Source organism: Actinoplanes sp. NPDC024001 (assembly GCF_040638955.1).
Lineage (GTDB): Bacteria > Actinomycetota > Actinomycetes > Mycobacteriales > Micromonosporaceae > Actinoplanes.
Genome location: NZ_JBEZZB010000036.1, coordinates 1 through 18,715 on the forward strand (window position 1 = coordinate 1; position 18,715 = coordinate 18,715).

The following is an 18,715-nucleotide window of genomic DNA, read 5'->3' on the forward strand; positions in this document are numbered from 1 at the left end:
GGCATTCCTGCACGACTACAACCACCATCGACCCCACACCGCCATCGGCAAACGCGCACCCATCACCCGGTTGAACAACCTGGCTGGACATCACACCTAGCGGGTCAACGTCGATGCCGGCCGAGGCCCGGTAGTCGGCGACGATCGACGGCACCGTCATGCAGAGCTGCCGGGCCACCGGACAGGCCGGCCGGCGCGACGCGATCGGTGCCGGCCTGCCCGACCCGCCACCCGGCCTGCTGACCGAGGCGCTGTGATGCCTGTCCGCCCGCGCCGCGATCACCGCGGGCAACGTCGCGACTCTGCGGCGGGCCCGGCAGGCCCTCACCCCGGCGGCCGCGGCCCGAACGACCCGCGCAGCTCCCGGCGGCCCGACGAGGCCCGCGCGGAACCGCTCCAGCCATTTGCGTGGCCCGGCCTCCCCGTCCCACCGCGCCCGCCACCGGCGCTGTCGGGCATGCGGCCGTTACCGTGAAGGTCGTGGACGCATCGGAACGGACCGCCAAGGCACGCCGGGTGTGGGACCGCAGCGCGCCGAGCTACGACCGGCAGATCGCCTTTCTGGAACGGCACTGGTTCACCGGCGGCCGGGAGTGGCTGGGCGCCCGGGCCGCCGGCCGCATCCTCGACGTCGGGGTCGGCACCGGCCGTAACCTGCCGCACTATCCGGCCGGCGCGAGCATCACCGGCCTCGACCTGAGCCCGGAGATGCTCGCGCACGCCCGGCGCCGCGCCGCCGGCCTGCACCGCGACGCCGACCTGCGCGAGGGCGACGCGCAGCGGATGCCGTTCGCCGACGAGTCGTTCGACACCGTGGTCTGCGCGCTGTCGCTGTGCGCCATCCCGAACCCGCGCGCGGCGATCGCCGAGATGCGCCGGGTGCTGGTGCCCGGCGGGCGGCTTCTGCTGCTCGACCACATCGCCAGCACCTGGCCGCCGGTCCGCGCCGCCCAGTGGCTGCTGGAGCGCGTCACCATCGCCACCGCCGGCGAGCACTTCACCCGCCGGCAGCGGCCGCTGGTCGAGCACGCCGGCTTCCGGGTCGTCGAGGCCGAGCGGATCAAGGCCGGGACCGTGGAACGCCTCCACGCGGTGCGCCCGGCCTGACCACCGGCACGTCGGGGAACGAGCCGTCGCCGAACAGGACCCGGGCAGCCGCCGCCCGGCCGGCACGGTGCCGCAGCAGCGCGACGCCGGCCTCGGCGGCGGCCGGGAAATTGAGACCGGCGAAGGCGTGGCGCATCAGCAGCCGCCCGCGGAACCGGGCCCGCAGCGCCCTGCCGTCGTAGCGCAGCAGCGCCCGCTCGTCGCCGGTGCGCAGAAAGTCGGCGGTCACCTCGGCGGCCAGCTCGGACAGGCGCAGGCACGGGTCGAGCCCGCCGGCGGTCAGCGGCGACACCGCGCCGGCCGCGTCACCGACCAGCAGCCCGCCCGGGCAGGCCAGCCGGCGCAGCACCCCACCGACCGGGATCGGGCCGCCGCGCCGCTCCACCGGGCCGGCCACCGGCGGGCGGCCCGGCGCGTCCGAGGCGAAAGCCTCCAGCAGATGCCGGACCCCGGCCCGCATCGCGCCCGGCCGGCCCGCCACGCCCACGTGCGCGTGCCGGCCGTCGTCGATCACCCAGCCCAGATAGCCCGGGGCGACCCGCGGGTCCAGCACGCAGTGGAACGCCGGCGCGGCGCCGCCCGGCGCGATCGGGTGGATCAGCTCGGCGCCGACCAGGAACCGGCGGTTGACGTCCAGCCCCAGCTCACGGGCCACTCGCGAGCGGGCGCCGTCCGCGCCGATCACGAACCGGGCCGGCACCGGCCCGGCGCCGTCATAGCGCACTCCGAGCAGCACGCGCGCCCCGGCCGCCTCAGCGGCCTGCCGGGCGTGCTCGTAGACCGCGGCCATGTCGGCCACCCGGTACTCGTCACGGTCGCTGGTCAGCCGGACCGGCGACCGCCGCGACGGCGGATACACCAGCACGTCGCGCACGCCCGGCCCGAGCAGGTGGTCCGGCAGGTCGAAATCGTCGAGGGTACGGCGTACGAAGATGCCCGTGGTGCGGATGCCGGTCGACAGGGACCGCCGCCGGTCCACCACCAGCACGCTCAGGTCCCGTTCGGCGAGCCGCCGGGCGGTGTGCAACCCGGCCAGGCCCGCACCCACCACCAGCACGTCAACTCTCTCCACGGCCGTGACGCTAGGGCCGCACCGGCCGGACAGCGGTGGCCTGCACCCGATCCGCGCGAGATCTGCACACCCTCGTCACGTACTGACGGTCGTACATTGAGGACGCACGGCCACCCCTTCTCCACCGAAGCAGGAGGACCGCCTCGTGACCGACATCCTCTCCGCCTCCCAGACGGAGGTGTTGCGGCAGCTCTGCGACACCATCGTCCCCTCGATCGCGCACCCGGACGACACCGACGGCTTCTGGGCGCGCCGTGCCACCGACGTCGGCGCCGACCAGGGCGTCCTGGCGACCCTCGCGGCCATGCCGGCCGAGCAGCGGCAGGCGGTCGGTGGCCTGCTCGACGTGCTCGGCGCGCAGGGCTTCCGCACCGCCTCGCAGGAGTCCCGCGAGCAGATCCTGACCACCCTGTCGCTCGCCTCGGCGCAGGCCGCGGCCGGCATCGGGTCGCTGACCAGCCTGATCCTCCTGCTCACCTACGGCGCCACCGACGCGACCGGCCGCAACCCGAACTGGACCCGGTTCGGCTATCCCGGACCGGTCACCGAGGTCCCGCCGGCCGACGAACCCGTGATCACCCCGCTGCGCCCGGACGGCGACCTGGACCTGGAGGCCGACGTCGTGGTGGTCGGCTCCGGCGCCGGCGGCGGGCTGATCGCCGGGCGCCTGGCCGCCGGCGGGGCCCGCGTGGTCGTGCTGGAAGCCGGCCGCTACCGCACCGAAGCCGACTTCCACCAGCTCGAACTCGCCGGCTACCAGGCGTCCTACTGGCGCGGCGGGCCCCAGCCGACCGGTGACCTGAACGTCACCCTGATGGCCGGCAGCGGCCTCGGCGGCGGCACGGTGATCAACTGGACCAACTGCATCCGTACCAAGGACTGGGTGCGCCGGCAGTGGGCCGACGAGCACGGGCTGACCGACGTGGCCACCCCCGCCTTCGACCGGCACCTGGACGCGGTCTGGCGGGAGCTGTCGGTCAACGACCGGTGCTCCGAGCTGAACCGGGTGCACGAGGCGATGCACCGCGGCGCGGACGCGCTCGGCTGGTCGTTCGCCACCGTGCAGCGCAACTCGGACGAGAAGCGGCACGACGCGGCGATCGCCGGGCACCTCGGCTTCGGCGACCGGTCCGGGGCGAAACGCTCCACCCTGAAGGTCTATCTGGAACCGGCCGTCACCGAGCACGGCGCCCGGGTCGTCGACGGCTGCCGGGTGGAGAGGATCCTGGTCAGCGGGGGGCGGGCGGCCGGCGTACAGGGAACGTGGACGAGCGAGGACGGCGCCGCGCAAGCGGCGGTGACGGTCCGCGCCCCGGTCGTCGTGCTCGCCGCCGGCGCGCTGGAGTCGCCGGGGGTGCTGTTGCGCTCCGGCATCGGCGGCCCGGCGGTGGGGGAGTACCTGCGGCTGCACCCGTGCACGGTGACCATGGGCGATTACGGCACCGACATGCGGGCCTGGTGGGGCGCCCCGCACGCCGGCCTGGTCAACGAGTTCGCCGCGGTCGAGGACGGCTACGGCTTCCTGATGGAGAGCGTGCAGTACACCACCGGGCTGGGCGCCTCCGCGCTGCCGTTCAGCACCGCCGCCGAACACAAGCAGGCGCTCGCCGACTACCGCAACAACGGCTCGTTCATCGGCCTGGTCCGCGACCACGGGCACGGCCGGGTCACCCTCGACGCCGCCGGCAACACCGTCGCCTGGTACACGCTGACCGACCCGCTGGACGTCCGCAACACCCACCGCGCCCTGGAGGCGCAGATCCGGCTGCACCACGCCGCCGGCGCCCGCGGCATCCGGGTCCTCGGCCGCGGCATCCCACCCTGGCGGTACGGCGACGACCTGACCGCCTACATCGCTCGCGCCCAGCGGCTGCCGCTGCGGGCCGGCGGCGCCACCCTCTTCTCCGCGCACCAGATGGGCAGCTGCCGGATGGGCGCCGATCCCGCCACCAGCGTCGCCGACCCGCGCGGCGAGCTGCACGACACCCCGGGCGTGTGGATCGGCGACGCGTCGGCGTTCCCGACGCCGTCCGGCACGAATCCGATGATCACCATCATGGCTCTGGCCGCCCGGACCGCCGAGAAGATCAAGGAGGAGCGGTGAACACCGACCAGCTCTACATCGGCGGACGATGGGTGCCGTCGACCGGCGACACGACCATCGACGTCGTCAACCCGTACACCGAAGAGGTCTTCGCCACGGTGCCGGCCGGCACCGCGGCTGATGCTGACGCCGCCGTGGCCGCGGCCCGCGCGGCCTTCGACGGCTGGGCCGCGACGCCGCTCGCGGACCGGATCGCGGTCTGCACCGAGGTGTCGTTGCGGCTGCAGGAACGCGCCGAGGAGATCGCGGTGCTGATCGCCACGGAGATGGGCTCGCCGCTGCCGTTCGCCGCCGGGGTACAGGCCGCGCTGCCGGCCGCCACCTTCGCCTCCATGCAGCACCTCGCCGAGGACCTGCCGTGGGAGCAGCGGATCGGCAACTCGATGGTGGTGCGCGAACCGGCCGGGGTGGTCGCCGCGATCACCCCGTGGAACTATCCGCTGCACCAGGTGGCCGCGAAGGTCGCGCCGGCGCTGGTGGCCGGCTGCACGATCGTCGTCAAACCGAGCGAGGTGGCGCCGCTGAGCGCCTTCGTGCTCGCCGGGATCCTGCACGACGTGGGCCTGCCGCCCGGCGTGTTCAACCTGGTCACCGGTTACGGCGACGTGGTCGGCGAGGCCCTGGCCGGGCACCCGGACGTGGACATGGTGTCGTTCACCGGCTCCACCCGCGCCGGGCGGCGGGTCAGCGAGGTCGCCGCGGCCACGGTCAAACGGGTCGCGGTCGAACTCGGCGGCAAGTCCGCCAACATCATCCTCGACGACGCCGACCTGAAACAGGCGGTCGCCGACGGCATCGCCAAGTGCTACCTCAACTCCGGGCAGACCTGCTCGGCGCTGACCCGCATGCTGGTGCCCCGCGCGGCGCTGCCGGTGGTCGAGGAGATCGCGGCGGCGGTCGCCGAGCAAATCACCGTCGGTGACCCGTTCGACGCGGGCACCGCGCTCGGCCCGCTGGTCTCCGCGGCGCAGCGCGACCGCGTGCGCGATTACATCGCGCGCGGCGAGGCCGAGGGCGCCAGGCTGGTCTGCGGCGGGGCTTCACCCCCGAACACCAAGGGCTATTTCGTACGGCCGACAGTGTTCAGTGACGTGACCCCGGAGATGACGATCGCCCGGGAGGAGATCTTCGGTCCGGTGCTGGCGATCCTGCCCTACGACGACGAGGACGACGCCGTCCGCATCGCCAACGCCAGCGACTACGGCCTGGCCGGCGGGGTGTGGTCGGGCGACCGGGACCGGGCCGTGCGGGTGGCCCGCCGCCTGCGCACCGGCCAGGTCGAGATCAACGGCGCGGTGTTCAACCCGCTCGCGCCGTTCGGCGGGTACAAGCAGTCCGGGCACGGGCGTGAGCTCGGCCCCTACGGCATCCTCGAGTTCACCCAGGTCAAGTCCATCCAGCTGTAACTGTCGAAGCCATCAGCGAGCGTCGACTGGCTGCCGTAACCGTGGCCTGGTGACGGGACTGCTCGTGGTGTGCCTCGCCGGTCCGCCGTGCCCGGCGGACCGGCTCCGGCGGCGACCGCCTCCGCCCCGCGCGCGGAGGCGGTCGTGCAACGGCCGGTGCCGCAGTCCGTCGTCACCCGGCTGGTACGCGAAATGCGTGGCCGGCCCGGCGACCGGAATCGCCGTCCCGATCCTCGGTTCGGCCGCGATCGCCGACTGCACCGTGCTCAAGGCCGCACGCAACCCGTCAGCGCGGTCGCGGCAACGCGACGCTGGAGGGCGTCAGCAGTGGATCTGCAACACCACCGGTGGCCAGTTCGTCAACGGCGCCTTGCGCAACCCGCCGTCCGGCAAATGCCTCGACGCGGACGCCTGGGTGACCACCAGCGGCGCCCCGCTGATCATCGCGGCGTCAATCAGACCTGGCGTCTCCAGAACTCGTCGCGGTTGACCCACGGCCGCCGGGCATGAGCAACGGGTCCGCGGGTTTCCTCGGCGGCGGCTCGGTCTGCCCGGCGGCGAGCGCGGCGACGTCAAACGCGAGACCGTGCCGGTCGGCTACCACGACCACCGAGTGGATCAGGGTGAGGCCGGCGGTTCGCCGCCAGGGGCCGCGACGATGCGTGCGCGCGGCCGCGCTGCGCGACCTGCGGGACTACGCCTTCGACCATCCGGCGGCCCGGTTAGTCATCGCCGACGTCGGCGATGACGCCGACCCTCGCGTGCGGCGACCCTCGCGTGCGGCGATGATGCCGACCCTCGCGTGCGGTGCGTGACCCTCGCGTGCGGCGATGACACCGACCCTCGCGTGCGGTGACCCTCGCGTGCGGCGATGATGCCGACCCTCGCGTGCGGCCGGAAGTGCTGGCCGCGGTAGTGATGCCCCCGGTGTCGCGCTGCGGCGCGGGGCCGACAGTTCGCTCGCGGGGAGCGCCGACGCGGCTGCAAGTCGTCACCCGGTGACCAGCGGGCCGGTTGTGCCGCGCACGACCAGGCGGGGCGCGATGACCACCTCGCGCGGGGAGACCGGGTTGCCCTCGATGCGGTCTACGGCCCGGGTGATCGCGTGGGTGGTCATCGCATCGACGTCCTGGGCGATCGTGGTCAGGTCGATGTGGGCTAGGCGGCTGAAGCTGCTGTCGTCGTAACCGACCACGCTGATGTCGCCGGGCACGTCCAGGCCGTCGCGGCGCAGCACGTCGAGCAGGCCGGTGGCGCACAGGTCGTTGAAGACGGTGACCGCGGTCGGCGGGTCGGCGAGCAGCTGCGCGGCGGCCCGGGCGCCGTCCTCCTCGCCGGCGCCGCCGGGAACGACGCGGGCCAGGTCGGCGAGGCCGTGCCGGCGCATCGCGTCGTGATAGCCCTGGCGGCGCTCGGCGGAACCGTGCAGGGTGCCGCCGTCGACGTGCGCGATCCGGTGGTGGCCCAGCGCTACCAGGTGGTCGACGGCCTGCTGGGAGCCGAGCGGGTCGTCGGTGCGGACCACGTCGACGTCGCGGTGCCGGACCCCGCGGGTCAGGGCGACCACCGGCAGGCGGGCGGCGATGCCGGCCAGGTCGGCGGTGCGCATCCGGCCGCCGAACAGGATCAGGGCCTCGCAGCGGTCCTGCAGCAGACCTTCGACGGCGGTGTGCTCCTCGCGGCGGGGAGTCACGGCGCTCAGCGTCAGCTCGTACCCCACCTCGCCGGCCGCGTCGTAGAGGCCGGTGAGCAGATCGTGGTGGAAGGGGTGGCGGACGTCGAAGACGACGCCGAGCAGGCGGCTGCGGCCGCTGCGCAGCAGCCGGGCGCGACTGTCCGGCTGGTAGCCGAGGCGGCGGGCCACCTCGAGGACCCGCTCGCGGGTGGCCGCCCCGGCGCCGGGCGCTCCGCGCATCACGATCGAGACGAGCGCGACCGACACCCCGGCCTCGGTGGCGACATCGGCGAGGGTAGGCCTGCGGTCCCCTGACTGCATGGCGGAATCCTACTTTGTGATCACTAGAACGTTCTATCGCCGCGCAGACTAGAACGTTCTAGAGTCGATCTTCGTGGACACACTGACCGCCGGCCGCCGCTGGGCGGCCCTGCTCGCCCTCTCCCTGGGCGGCTTCGGGCTCGGCCTCACCGAGTTCGCCGCCATGGGACTGCTGCCGGAGATCGCCCGCGACATGCTGCCCGAGGCGTACGCCCGCTCCGCCCCGGACGCCGTCGCCACCGCCGGCTGGATGATCACCATCTACGCGCTGGGTGTCGTGGTCGGTGCACCCACCATCGCCGCGCTCACCGCCCGGGCGCCGCGCCGCAAACTGGTCCTCGGCCTGCTCGCCCTCGTCGTCGCCGGCACCGCCGCGTCCGCGCTTGCGCCCACCTTCGAACTCGTGCTCGCCGGGCGGTTCGTCGCCGCCCTCGCCCACGGCGCCTACTTCGGGGCGGCCGGCATCCTCGCCGCCACCATCCTCGGCCCCGGCAACCAGGGCAAAGGCGTCGCCATCGTGATCGGTGGGCTGACCGCGGCGAACCTGCTCGGCGTACCTCTGATCACCGCCCTCGGGCAGGCGGCCGGATGGCGCGTCGCGTACCTCGCGGTGGCCGGCGTCTTCGCCCTCACCCTTCTCGCGGTCCTCGCCACCGTGCCGCCGGTGGCGGCCGCGCCCGGCGGGTCGCCGCGGGCTGAGCTGCGGGCCTTCCGGTCGCCGCACGTCTGGCTGGTCGCGCTGGTCGTGGCGGTCGGCACCAGCGGGTTCTTTGCGGTGAACAGCTACGTCGCGCCGGTCACGACGCAGGTGGCGGGGCTGTCCGAGAGCACCGTGCCGTGGGTGATGGCGGTGATGGGCCTCGGTATGACGTTGGGCATCGCGGTCGGCGGGGTGGCGGCCGACCGCAACCTGCGGCGCAGCGTCATGCTCGGCTTCGCCGGGCTGCTGGGCTCGGCGGGATTCTTCGCGGTGGCCGCGGCCCACCCGGCCGGGCTGTTCCTCGGCTCGTTCCTGGTCGGGGCGGCCAGCCTGTTCATCGTCCCGGCGTTGCAGGCGCAGCTGATCGCCGCGGCGCCGGGCACCCAGCTGATGGGTGCGGCGGTCAACCAGTCGTCGCTCAACATCGCCAACGGTGTGGGCGCCGCCCTCGGTGGAGCGGTGATCGCGGCGGGCTGGGGTTATCTCGCGTCGGCGTGGATCGGGGTGGGGTTGACGGTGGTCGGGTTCCTGCTGGCGGTGCTCAGCTTCCGCTTGCGGCCGGCCGAGGTGGCGGCCGAACCCGATCGGGAGCCGGTCCCGGCCTGACCTGCCGGCGTCGGTGGGGCGCCCGGCAGTTTCCGGCTGGGTTGCCGGGCGGCGGGCCCGGCTCGGGGCTCGGTCATGGCCCGCCCGCCATCCGGCTATATCTCATCCCCGTGACGCGGCTCCGGTCGCTCGGTTGCCTACGGCCGAGCGCGCCGCAGCCCATCCAGGCAAGCGCGGTCCCGTAGGGGCGGATGGCCTACGGCCGAGCGTGCCGCGCCGCAGCCCATCCAGGCAAGCGCGGTCCCGTAGGGCGGTTGGGCTGTGGCTGAGCGTGTCGGGCCGTAGGTCGTCGAGGTAATCGCGGTTGGGCGGTTGGGTTGTGGCTGAGCGTGTCGGGTCGTAGGCCGTCCAGGTAACCGCGGTTCGGTGAGGCGGATTGGTTGCGGTCGAGCATGGCGGGCCGTAGGTCATCCGGGTAATGCGGTTTGCTTGAGGCCCATGGGCTACGGCCGAGCACGCTGGGCCGTAGGCCATCCAGGTGAACGTGGCTCCGTAGGGTAGATGGGCTACGGCCGAGCGGACTGCGGTGCTGCGAGGCGAGTCGATCACGATGCTTTTGCCGCTCCGGGCGATCGCCGCCCTGGGCTGCGGCAGGTAGATCTCGCGCGCGGTGACGACACCTGCGACGCCTTCTGAGCACGCGGAATGCGCGATCTGCTATCGGTTGTGCTGCTGGCCGGCAGCGGCGTCGGACCCGACGGCGAAGGTCAAGTGCCCGAAACCGCCAAGCCTGCCGGCTGCCGCCTCGCCCACGCCGATCTTGTGCCTGAGAGCCGGCGTGGATAGACACCCAAGGTCGTTCACGGCCGCATGGCGGCTGGTCCGAGGTGCTGGTGCAGGATGAGCAGGCCCCCCTTCCGGCGCCCATTTTGCGGCTTTGAGCCCGTCCAAGCGTGCAGGAGCACCCACGGGCTGCCGCGGCGGCAGCGGTCTTCGGCAAGTCGCCACGGTGGGTAGGTGATCTAGGCAATTTCGGGCTGATATACGGGCGGAGCTCGCCAAGATCTACGCCGCTAGAGCGGGGGAGAGTGTCGCAGCGAGCCGCTATTCGAGGGCCGTACGACAAAGCCTCCGTCAGCGACCAAGCCGATGGGGAAGCGCCACCCGAAGGTGCCTCAAGTCCAAGGACCAACCTCCATGGCCGAACTTGGCTTAGAGGGGCGTTGACGCACGCCGGGCGTCGCTTCCCAGGCGGCGCCGCACCCTAGGGCGACTGGGCTACGGCCGAGCGGCGGGTGGGCTGGCTGGCGGTGGGGGCTGGGTGCGTGGCGTTCGCCGGTTGATGCGGTGGGTATGTGGGCTGGCTGGCGGTGAGGGCTGGGGGCATGGCGTTCGCCGGCGCATGCGGCGGGTATGTGGGACGGCTTGCGGTGAGGGCTGGGGGCATGGCGTTCGCCGGCCCATGCGGGGGTTTGTGGGCTGGCTGGCGGCGAGGGCTGGGTGTGGCGTTCGGCGGCGCATGCGGCGGGCATGTGGACGGTCTGCGCTGGGGCGGTGTGCCGGGAGGCGAGCCTCACCCGGCCAGGGCGCGGATCTCGCGGACCACCGTCGGCCACACCTCCCGCGGCAGATCATGGCCGGTCTCCGCCAGCTCCACATATCTGGCGCCCGGCACCGACGCGGCGAGGCGGCGGCCGGCCGACGGGCGGATCAGCGGATCCCGCTCACCGTGCAGCACCAGGGTGGGCACCCGCAGATCCCGCAGGCGCGGGCCGCGCCACGGGGCCCTGACCTGGCGGGCCTGGGCGCGGCTGTCGCGGACACCGCTGGGCAGCCCGGCGTCGAGTTCGCGTTCCACGCGCAGGCGGGCGTCCTGCTCGTCGAACGGGTAGCCGGGGGAGGCGATCGCCCGGGCCAGGTCGAGGCCGGCCGCCACATCGCCGGCGCGACCGGCGGGGTGGCGCATGCGGGTCAGGCGGGTCAGGAACGGCAGGCGCACGTAGCGCAGGACGGCGGCGCCGCGGGCGTCGCTGGGCACGGCGGCGTACGAGGTCAGCGTGTGCACCCGGTGCGGGTGGCGCAGCGCCGTGCGCTGGGCGACCAGGCCGCCCTGGGAGATGCCGAACAGGTGGGCGCGCTGCCAGCCGAGCGCGTCGAGCACGGCGACGGTGTCGTCGGCCAGGTCCTCGGCGGTGTAGGCGGGCGGGCGCCGGCGCAGCAGGGCCGAGACCGGGTTGCCGGTCGGAACGTCGTCGAAGTGGGTGGAGCCGCCGGCGTCGCGACCGTCGAACGAGGCCACGCTGAAACCGGCGTCGATCAAGGCGGTGACCAGGCCGTCAGGCCACCAGAGGCGGGAGACACCGAGGCCCATGAGCAGCAGCAGCGGTTCGCCGCCGGCGCCGCCGAGGTCGTCGACGGCGAGGCGTACGTCGCCGTTGCGTGCCGTGTACGGAGTCCGGAACATCGCCGCCTCTTCCCTTCGAGAACATCGTTCGCGAACACTGTAATCAGAACGGTAGGCTGGGCGCAAACGAGAGGAGTGGCATGGAGACGGTGCCGGTATGGCTACGGGAACGGCGCACGGGAGTGGGCCGGCCTGCCGAGCGCTCCCGGGCCGAGGTGACCGCGGCCGCGATCACGCTGGCCGACCGGGAGGGGCTGGCCGCCGTCTCGATGCGCCGCGTCGCCGCCGAGCTGGGCACCGGCGCGGCGTCGCTCTACCGCTATGTCGACAGCCGCGACGACCTGCTCGACCTGATGACCGACGAGGCCGCGGCCGCCTATCAGCTCCCGCCGCCCGGCGGCCCCTGGCTCGCGGGCCTGCTGGAGGTGTGCCGGCAGGGCCGCGAGCTGATGCTGCGCCACCCCTGGCTGCCGGAGCTGGTGCTCACCCGGTCGGCGCTCGGGCCGCACGGCACCGACCTGCTGGAACACGTGCTCGCGATCCTCGCCGAGCACCCGGCCGGCGCGGGCCGCAAGCTGGAGGCGTTCGCCGTGATGAGCACGCTCACCGCCGCGCTCGCCCTCAACGAAATGAACGGCAGCTCCGGCGCCCGGCAGAGGCAGGGCGCCTACCTGGCCCACGTCATCGCGGCCGGCCGGCACCCGCACCTGACCGCGGCCCTGACCGGTGGCCCGCTGACGCCGGCGCCACGCTTCGAGGAGACGCTGTCGCGGGTTCTCGTCGGCCTGCTGGGGGAGGAATGATCAGCCGGCGGACCGGAGAGCGCGAGACCGCATGAGCGCCCACCTGCGCCACGTCTCCGACCAGGAACGCCGAAGCCGGCTGGCAGCGCGGCACGCGCTGGCCACCCCGGTGGGCAGCCCGCTGGAGGCGGCGCGGGCTGCACGCCACCGAGCCCGCCACCGTGCACCTCACCTGCTGGACACGGACCGGCGAGATGAAGATCGCCGACGTCGACCGGGCGCTGTATGACGAGCCCACGTGGTCAAACAGCTCGCCATGCGCCGCACGCTGACCGAGGGGCTCACCGCCCGGGAGATCCGCGCCCGGGTGCCGATGATCGACCGCACGGGCGAGGCGTGGACCGCCTCCCGAGTGCTGAAGGCAACGCCGGCACCACCGTCTGGGTGGACGGAAGAACACAGGACGCCGCGGGCCGCGTACGACTGCGGTTGTCGCAAGAGGTGACCGGGAGCGCCCTGGGCGCCCTGGACGCGGAAGCCTCGCGCCTGACCGGCTGGCTGGAGGGCTTCCGCGTCCCGATGATCTACAGGTCGCCGGGCATGGCCGGCTGACTCAGCCGACGTATTCGGCCAGGTGCTTGCCGGTGAGGGTGTTCTTCGCGGCGACCAGCTCGGCCGGTGAGCCCTCGAAGACGATCCGGCCGCCGTCGTGGCCGGCGCCCGGGCCCAGGTCGATGATCCAGTCGGCGTGCGCCATCACGGCCTGGTGGTGCTCGATGACCAGCACCGACTTGCCGGCGTCGACGAGCCGGTCGAGCAGGCCCAGCAGCTGTTCGACGTCGGCCAGGTGCAGGCCGGTGGTGGGCTCGTCGAGGATGTAGATGCCGCCCTTCTCGCCCATGTGGGTGGCCAGCTTGAGCCGCTGCCGTTCGCCGCCGGACAGGGTGGTGAGCGGCTGGCCCAGGCTCAGATAGCCGAGGCCGACGTCGACGAGCCGCTTGAGGATCGTGTGCGCGGCCGGGATCCGTGCCTCGCCGGCGCCGAAGAACTCCTCGGCCTCGGCCATCGACATCGCCAGCACCTCGCTGATGTCCTTGCCGCCGAGGTGGTAGTCGAGCACCGACGCCTCGAACCGCTTGCCCTCGCACACCTCGCACGGGGTCGACACGGTGTCCATGATCCCCAGCTCGGTGTAGATCACGCCGTTGCCGTTGCAGTTCGGGCAGGCGCCTTCCGAGTTGGCGCTGAACAGCGCCGGTTTGACGCCGTTGGCCTTGGCGAAGGCTTTGCGGATAGGTTCCAGCAGTCCGGTGTACGTCGCCGGGTTCGACCGCCGCGACCCCCGGATCGCGCCCTGGTCGATGGCGACCACCCCGTCCCGCCCGGCCACCGAGCCGTGGATCAGCGAGCTCTTGCCGGACCCGGCCACCCCGGTGACCACGACCAGCACCCCGAGCGGGATGTCGACGTCGACGTTCTGCAGGTTGTGGGTGTCCGCGCCGCGTACCGAAAGCTTGCCGGTGGGCTTGCGGACCGAAGCCTTCAGCGACGCCCGGTCGTCGAGGTGCCGGCCGGTGAGGGTGCCGCTGGCCCGCAGCCCGTCGATGGTGCCCTCGAAACAGATGGTGCCGCCGTTGGTGCCGGCGCCCGGGCCGAGGTCGACGACGTGGTCGGCGATCGCGATGGCCTCCGGCTTGTGCTCGACGACCAGCACCGTGTTGCCCTTGTCGCGCAGCCGCAGCAGCAGGTCGTTCATCCGGGCGATGTCGTGCGGGTGCAGGCCGATGGTGGGCTCGTCGAAGACGTACGTCACGTCGGTCAGCGCCGACCCCAGGTGCCGGATCATCTTGGTCCGCTGCGCCTCACCGCCGGAGAGCGTGCCCGCCGGCCGTTCCAGCGACAGATAACCCAGCCCGATCTCGACGAAGGAGTCGAGGGTGTGGCCCAGCTTGTCGAGCAGCGGCGCGACCGACGGCTCCTTGAGCTCGCGCACCCACTCGGCCAGGTCGCTGATCTGCATGGCGCAAGCGTCGGCGATGCTGATCCCCTTGATCTTCGAGGACCGGGCGTGCTCGGCGAGCCGGCTGCCGCCGCACTCCGGGCAGGCGGTGAAGGTCACCACCCGCTCCACGAACGCGCGGATGTGCGGCTGCATCGCATCGACGTCCTTGGAGAGCATCGACTTCTGGATCGAGGGGATCAGCCCGGAGTAGGTCAGGTTGATCCCGTCGACCTTGATCTTCGTCGGCTCCTTGTAGAGGAGGTCGTGCAGCTCCTTCTTCGTGTACTTGCTGATCGGCTTGTCCGGGTCGAAGTAGCCGGCGCCGCGGAAGATCCGGCCGAACCACCCGTCCATGCTGTAACCGGGGATGGTCAGGGCGCCCTCGTTGAGCGATTTGCTGTCGTCGTAGAGCTGGGTGAGGTCGAAGTCGGTGACCGAGCCGCGGCCCTCGCACCGCGGGCACATGCCGCCGGTGATGCTGAACGAGCGCCGCTCCTTCGTGACCACCCCCGCTTTCTCGATCTTGACGGCGCCGGCGCCGGAGATCGAGGCGACGTTGAAGGAGAACGCCTGCGGCGAGCCGATGTACGGCTGCCCGAGCCGGCTGAACAGGATGCGCAGCATCGCGTTCGCGTCGGTGACCGTGCCGACCGTGGACCGCGGGTTCGACCCCATCCGCTCCTGGTCGACCAGGATCGCCGTGGTCAGGCCCTCCAGCACGTCCACGTCCGGGCGGGCCATGGTCGGCATGAACCCCTGCACGAACGTGCTGTAGGTCTCGTTGATCAGGCGCTGCGACTCGGCTGCGATGGTGCCGAACACCAGCGAGCTCTTGCCCGATCCGGACACCCCGGTGAAGACCGTCAACTGGTGTTTCGGGATCTCGACGCTGACGTCTTTCAGGTTGTTCACCCGGGCGCCGTGCACGCGGATCACGCGGTGCTCGCTCATGCTCTCTCCCCCTGATTGCAGTCCTTGAGCAACCCGAGAACGCTACCGTCAGCTACCGGTCGAATTCCAGGGCGATCCGGCCGCCGGCCACCCCCGCGTACCACCGGGCGTCGCGGGTGAGCACGTCCACGCCCGCGTCCAGGGCCAGCATCGCCGCCGAGGCCCGGTCGGCGCTGCCGACGATGCCGCGCAGCGTGCTCAGCGCCAGCCAGTCGTCCGGGTCGTCGGCGAGCACCGACACCGCCCGGTGGCCGATCAGGATCTCCAGGTGGGCCTGCTGCAGCATCGCGGTCGTGTGCGCGGCCTCGACCAGGCAGTTCAGCGGGAGAACGGCAGCGCCGAACTCGTCGTCGATCTCGGCGATCAGCTCACCGACCGCGACCGAACCACTGAGCCAGCCCACGACGGCTGAGGCGTCCAGCACCAGCCGGACCGCCCGTTTCCCGTCGGTCACGCCGCGGTGGCCGGCCGCCGGCGGATCTCGGCCAGGAACGCCGCGCGCTCGGCGTGATCACGCCGAGCGTCCGCGTCACGCAGGCGCTCGCTGGCGCGGGCCTTGCCCTCAGCGGTCACCGGCACACCGAGGTCGGCGAGCACCTCGGTCATGCTGCGCTGGGCGCTGGTCTCCTGCTCCATGGGCACAGCGTAACCCGAGGTGGGGCGCCGGTCACTGGATGGTTATCGGGTTGACGACGTCGGCGGTCACGGTGAGCAGCGTGAACGCGGCGCCGATCAGGATCACCGCATAGGTGAGCGGCATCAGCCGGTAGTAGTCGACCCGGCCCGGATCGGGCCGCCCGCGCCGGGCCGCCAGCCACGAACGCGCCCGTTCGAACCACCAGATCGCGATGTGGCCGCCGTCGAGCGGCAGCAGCGGCACCAGGTTGAACAAGCCCATGAAGACGTTCAACCCAATGAAGATCATCAGTACGGTGGACCACAGCCCCAGTGAGGCCGCCTCGCCACCGATCAGGCTGGCCCCGACCACGCTGATGGGCGTGTCCGGGTCCCGTTCGTCGCCGGTGACGGACCGCCACAGCGCCGGCACCTTCGCCGGGATCCGCTGGGCGGCCTCCACGGTCTGCCCGGCCAGCCAGCCGGAGTACGTCACGGTCGCCCCGAACGCGCCGGCCGGCCCGTAGGTGATCTCCCGCGGCGCGGAGATCCGCAGGTCGACACCGAGGGCCGCGGTGGTGCGGACGGTGCCGGCCGGATCCGGGCGCTGGACCGCGCTCAGATCGGCCGTCACCGTGCCGCCCCGCCCGTCCCGGGTGAAGGCGATCTCGACCGGACCCGGGGTGCTTCGCTGGACCGCCGACACGAGGTCGCCGAAGGAGCTCACCGCTGTCCCGCCGACCGCGGTCACCACGTCGCCGTCGCGCAGGCCCGCGGCTCGTGCCGGGGACGCCGGGTCGGCGCTGGTGCAGGCCCGCGCGGCCTCAGGCGTCACACAGTCACCGACCAGGATCGCGGCGGGCTGGGCCGCGTACTGCGCCGGTGTCTGCGGGTAGTCGAGGTTGGGCACGCCGACCCAGGCCGCCGCGAACCACAGCGCGACGATCGCCAGCCCGAACTGGGTCAGCGCCCCGGACGCCATCACCACGGTGCGTTTCCACAGCGGGAAGCGCCACATCGCCCGGTGCCGGTCCGCCGGTTCCACCGGGTCGTCCGGCACCATGCCGGCGATCTTGCAGAAGCCGCCGACGGGGATGGCCTTCAGGCCGTACTCCGTGCCGTTGCGGCGCCAGGAGAACACCGTCGGGCCGTAGCCGACGAAGTAGCGCTTCACCCGCATGCCGAACCGCTTCGCGGTCAGCATGTGCCCGGCTTCGTGCAGGCTGAACGAGACGAGCACCGCGATCGCGAAGGCGACGGTGAACAGGACCCTCGACATCAGCACACTCTAGGGTTTCCCGGTGTCGACGGGGTAGGAGAGGTGCTGGTGCACCATCTCCCACCGCCCGTCGGTGCGCCGGAAGACCCGGGTGCCGCGCGACCAGGTCTCCGGCACGCCCGGGCCCTCGATGTGGTTGAGGCCCCACGCCACCGCCAGGTCCCCGTCGGTCACCACGGTCAGGTCCGGGACCTGCCAGCTCACCGGCCCGCCGCCGGCTTCTAGCCCGCGGCGGCAGACCTCGCGGACCTCGGCGCGCCCGGTGTACGCCAGCGGCGCCTCGTGCTCGTAGGACACCACGTCCTCGGCGATCGGCGCCATCAGGGCGTCGAGGTCCCCGGCCGCGGTGGCGGCGAACCACGCGTCGTGCAGCTCCCGGATCTCCGCCGACGAGTCCCCGGCCAGCGGGAACGAGTGGTGTTCGTGCGCGATCAGCCAGCGGCCGGCCTCCTTGCGCAGGCCCAGCGTGATGCGCAGCCGGTGGTCCGGGTGACGTTCCAGGGCTCCCGGCGAGCCGCAGCGCAGCAGCAGCTGGGCGTAGGCGATGTCGGCCCCGGCGGTGACCTCCGTGCTGACCAGCTCGAAGACCGCCCCGCCACGGATCCAGGTGAAGAACGGCGGCCAGGTGGCCCGGTAGGCGTCGATGCCGCGGGCGCCGTCCTGCGGCGGCGGCACGTCGAACATCACGATGTCGTCGGTGTGGTCGGCGAGCACGCCGTCCAGGTCGGTGGCGCGGATCGCGGCCACCCAGCGTTCGATCAGGCCGGTGATGATTTTCTCGTCGCTCATACCCCTACAACCCGGCTGCCGCCGCAAATCCATCGCCCTCAGGCGGGCAATGTCGCCGGCAGGCCGAACCGGGTCAGATCCGCCTCCAGGAACGACACGACCTCGGCGACGCGGTCGCCGCGCAGCCGCAGCAGATCCAGCCCACCGGGTACGAAGGCGCGCCGCTCGTCGTCCCACCGGTACGTCCCGAACGCCACCTGCCCGTTCGCGGTGGCCGGCCGGAACCGCCACCGGCAGTCGAGCGGCCCGTCGAGCAGGAACCCGCGGATCGCCGGGACACCGGTGTAGAGCAGCGGCAACGGCGGCATCGAGTAGCGGGCGTCCGCGGTGAGCATGCCCACGATCGCGTCCACGTCGCCGGACTCCCAGGCCACCGTGTAGCGCCGGGCGAGGTCGCGGACCGCCGGCTCACCCAGACCGGCGAGTGTCACCTGCTGGCTGGGTCCGGGATCGGCCTGGTCCAGGGCCTTGCGGGCCCGCTGCATCGCGCTGTCGACCGCGCCGACACTGGAGTCGAGCTGCTCGGCGACCTCGCGCGAGCTGAAACCGAGCACGTCGCGCAGCAGCAGCACGGCCCGCTGCCGGGCGGACAGCCGCTGCAGCGCCACCACGAAGGTGAGCTCGATGCTCTCCCGGGCCACCGTGCGCGCCTCCGGGCCGAGGTGCTCGTCCGCGTACGGCTCCAGCCAGGCGGCGTCGACGCCGGCCGGCAGCTCCCGGCGGGGCCGGCCGGTGAGCATGGTGAGGCAGCGGTTGGTCGCGATCCGGAACAGCCACGGCCGCAGCCCGGCGTGGTCGTCGAGCCGGCCGATCGCCCGCCAGGCCCGCACCAGGGTCTCCTGCAGGGCGTCGTCGGCGTCGTGCACCGAACCGAGCATCCGATAGCAGTGGGCGTGCAGCTCACCGCGCAGCGGCGCGATCATGGTGGTGAAGGCCTCGGCGTCCACGTGCGCCATCCTGGCACAGCGGTACGACATCGAGCGGGGAGCAGGGTTGGGCGA

Annotated in this window: 16 protein-coding genes; 7 read left to right on the forward strand and 9 right to left on the reverse strand. The window is 72.8% G+C overall.

Annotated features, from left to right (window positions below; translation table 11 throughout):
- Positions 1–480: 480 nt before the first annotated feature.
- Positions 481–1,107 carry a methyltransferase domain-containing protein gene (locus tag AB0F81_RS16235; RefSeq protein ID WP_360197384.1) on the forward strand — a complete coding sequence of 209 codons (627 nt, stop codon included), beginning with the start codon at positions 481–483 and terminating at the stop codon, positions 1,105–1,107.
- On the opposite strand, the gene AB0F81_RS16240 is transcribed toward AB0F81_RS16235, so the two are convergent.
- Positions 1,061–2,179, reverse strand: coding sequence for an NAD(P)/FAD-dependent oxidoreductase (locus AB0F81_RS16240; RefSeq protein WP_360197387.1), 1,119 nt, complete (start codon positions 2,177–2,179; stop codon positions 1,061–1,063). The genes AB0F81_RS16235 and AB0F81_RS16240 overlap by 47 nt on opposite strands.
- 145 nt (positions 2,180–2,324) lie before the next feature.
- On the opposite strand from AB0F81_RS16240, the gene AB0F81_RS16245 reads away from it, so the two are divergent.
- The 3 genes from AB0F81_RS16245 to AB0F81_RS16255 all read left to right on the forward strand — a co-directional run bounded on the left by AB0F81_RS16245 (position 2,325) and on the right by AB0F81_RS16255 (position 6,179).
- Positions 2,325–4,283 carry a GMC family oxidoreductase gene (locus AB0F81_RS16245; RefSeq protein ID WP_360197390.1) on the forward strand — a complete coding sequence of 653 codons (1,959 nt, stop codon included), beginning with the start codon at positions 2,325–2,327 and terminating at the stop codon, positions 4,281–4,283.
- A complete protein-coding gene (locus AB0F81_RS16250; protein WP_360197392.1) occupies positions 4,280–5,689 on the forward strand; it encodes an aldehyde dehydrogenase family protein in 1,410 nt (469 codons plus the stop codon). The genes AB0F81_RS16245 and AB0F81_RS16250 overlap by 4 nt, the downstream gene beginning before the upstream one ends.
- Positions 5,690–5,885: 196 nt before the next feature.
- Positions 5,886–6,179, forward strand: a complete 294-nt coding sequence (locus AB0F81_RS16255) for an RICIN domain-containing protein (protein WP_360197395.1) — start codon at positions 5,886–5,888, stop codon at positions 6,177–6,179.
- Positions 6,180–6,680: 501 nt separating this feature from the next.
- Here the strand turns inward: AB0F81_RS16255 and AB0F81_RS16260 are convergent.
- Positions 6,681–7,685, reverse strand: a complete 1,005-nt coding sequence (locus tag AB0F81_RS16260; protein ID WP_360197398.1) for a LacI family DNA-binding transcriptional regulator — start codon at positions 7,683–7,685, stop codon at positions 6,681–6,683.
- A 73-nt stretch (positions 7,686–7,758) separates the two neighbouring features.
- Here AB0F81_RS16260 and AB0F81_RS16265 point away from each other — a divergent pair, with 73 nt between their 5' ends.
- Positions 7,759–8,991, forward strand: a complete 1,233-nt coding sequence (locus AB0F81_RS16265; RefSeq protein ID WP_360197401.1) for an MFS transporter — start codon at positions 7,759–7,761, stop codon at positions 8,989–8,991.
- 1,513 nt (positions 8,992–10,504) lie between these two features.
- Here the strand turns inward: AB0F81_RS16265 and AB0F81_RS16270 are convergent.
- Positions 10,505–11,395, reverse strand: coding sequence for an alpha/beta hydrolase (locus tag AB0F81_RS16270; protein WP_360197404.1), 891 nt, complete (start codon positions 11,393–11,395; stop codon positions 10,505–10,507).
- Between the two features lie 80 nt (positions 11,396–11,475).
- On the opposite strand from AB0F81_RS16270, the gene AB0F81_RS16275 reads away from it, so the two are divergent.
- Both AB0F81_RS16275 and AB0F81_RS16280 read left to right on the forward strand, forming a co-directional pair.
- Entirely contained in the window at positions 11,476–12,138 is a 663-nt protein-coding gene (locus AB0F81_RS16275; RefSeq protein ID WP_360197407.1) for a TetR/AcrR family transcriptional regulator, read from the forward strand.
- Between the two features lie 384 nt (positions 12,139–12,522).
- Entirely contained in the window at positions 12,523–12,690 is a 168-nt protein-coding gene (locus AB0F81_RS16280) for a hypothetical protein (RefSeq protein ID WP_360197410.1), read from the forward strand.
- Position 12,691: 1 nt separating this feature from the next.
- Here AB0F81_RS16280 and AB0F81_RS16285 read toward each other — a convergent pair whose 3' ends face one another.
- Genes AB0F81_RS16285 through AB0F81_RS16310 form a run of 6 tightly spaced genes read right to left on the reverse strand, consistent with a single transcriptional unit; the run spans position 12,692 to position 18,691 of the window.
- Entirely contained in the window at positions 12,692–15,031 is a 2,340-nt protein-coding gene (locus tag AB0F81_RS16285; RefSeq protein ID WP_360197413.1) for an excinuclease ABC subunit UvrA, read from the reverse strand.
- A gap of 52 nt (positions 15,032–15,083) precedes the next feature.
- Positions 15,084–15,485, reverse strand: coding sequence for a hypothetical protein (locus AB0F81_RS16290; RefSeq protein WP_360197416.1), 402 nt, complete (start codon positions 15,483–15,485; stop codon positions 15,084–15,086).
- The gene (locus AB0F81_RS16295) at positions 15,482–15,667 is read right to left on the reverse strand and encodes a hypothetical protein (protein ID WP_360197419.1); all 186 of its coding nucleotides are present in this window, start codon (positions 15,665–15,667) and stop codon (positions 15,482–15,484) included. Before AB0F81_RS16295 ends, AB0F81_RS16290 begins: the two co-directional genes overlap by 4 nt.
- A gap of 31 nt (positions 15,668–15,698) precedes the next feature.
- The gene (locus tag AB0F81_RS16300) at positions 15,699–16,925 is read right to left on the reverse strand and encodes a M50 family metallopeptidase (protein ID WP_360197421.1); all 1,227 of its coding nucleotides are present in this window, start codon (positions 16,923–16,925) and stop codon (positions 15,699–15,701) included.
- A gap of 9 nt (positions 16,926–16,934) precedes the next feature.
- Positions 16,935–17,714: an SgcJ/EcaC family oxidoreductase gene (locus AB0F81_RS16305; protein WP_360197424.1), complete on the reverse strand. Its 780-nt coding sequence runs from the start codon at positions 17,712–17,714 to the stop codon at positions 16,935–16,937.
- A 38-nt stretch (positions 17,715–17,752) separates the two neighbouring features.
- Positions 17,753–18,691: an RNA polymerase subunit sigma-70 gene (locus AB0F81_RS16310; protein WP_360197427.1), complete on the reverse strand. Its 939-nt coding sequence runs from the start codon at positions 18,689–18,691 to the stop codon at positions 17,753–17,755.
- Positions 18,692–18,715: the final 24 nt, after the last annotated feature.

What these genes read in the sequence shown, in the direction of transcription:
- AB0F81_RS16260 (WP_360197398.1), bottom strand. Translation starts at nt 7,685, where the DNA reads ATGCAGTCAGGGGACCGCAGGCCTACCCTCGCCGATGTCGCCACCGAG.
- AB0F81_RS16270 (WP_360197404.1), bottom strand. Translation starts at nt 11,395, where the DNA reads ATGTTCCGGACTCCGTACACGGCACGCAACGGCGACGTACGCCTCGCC.
- AB0F81_RS16275 (WP_360197407.1), top strand. Translation starts at nt 11,476, where the DNA reads ATGGAGACGGTGCCGGTATGGCTACGGGAACGGCGCACGGGAGTGGGC.
- AB0F81_RS16285 (WP_360197413.1), bottom strand. Translation starts at nt 15,031, where the DNA reads ATGAGCGAGCACCGCGTGATCCGCGTGCACGGCGCCCGGGTGAACAAC.
- AB0F81_RS16295 (WP_360197419.1), bottom strand. Translation starts at nt 15,667, where the DNA reads ATGGAGCAGGAGACCAGCGCCCAGCGCAGCATGACCGAGGTGCTCGCC.
- AB0F81_RS16300 (WP_360197421.1), bottom strand. Translation starts at nt 16,925, where the DNA reads ATGTCGAGGGTCCTGTTCACCGTCGCCTTCGCGATCGCGGTGCTCGTC.
- AB0F81_RS16305 (WP_360197424.1), bottom strand. Translation starts at nt 17,714, where the DNA reads ATGAGCGACGAGAAAATCATCACCGGCCTGATCGAACGCTGGGTGGCC.
- AB0F81_RS16310 (WP_360197427.1), bottom strand. Translation starts at nt 18,691, where the DNA reads ATGTCGTACCGCTGTGCCAGGATGGCGCACGTGGACGCCGAGGCCTTC.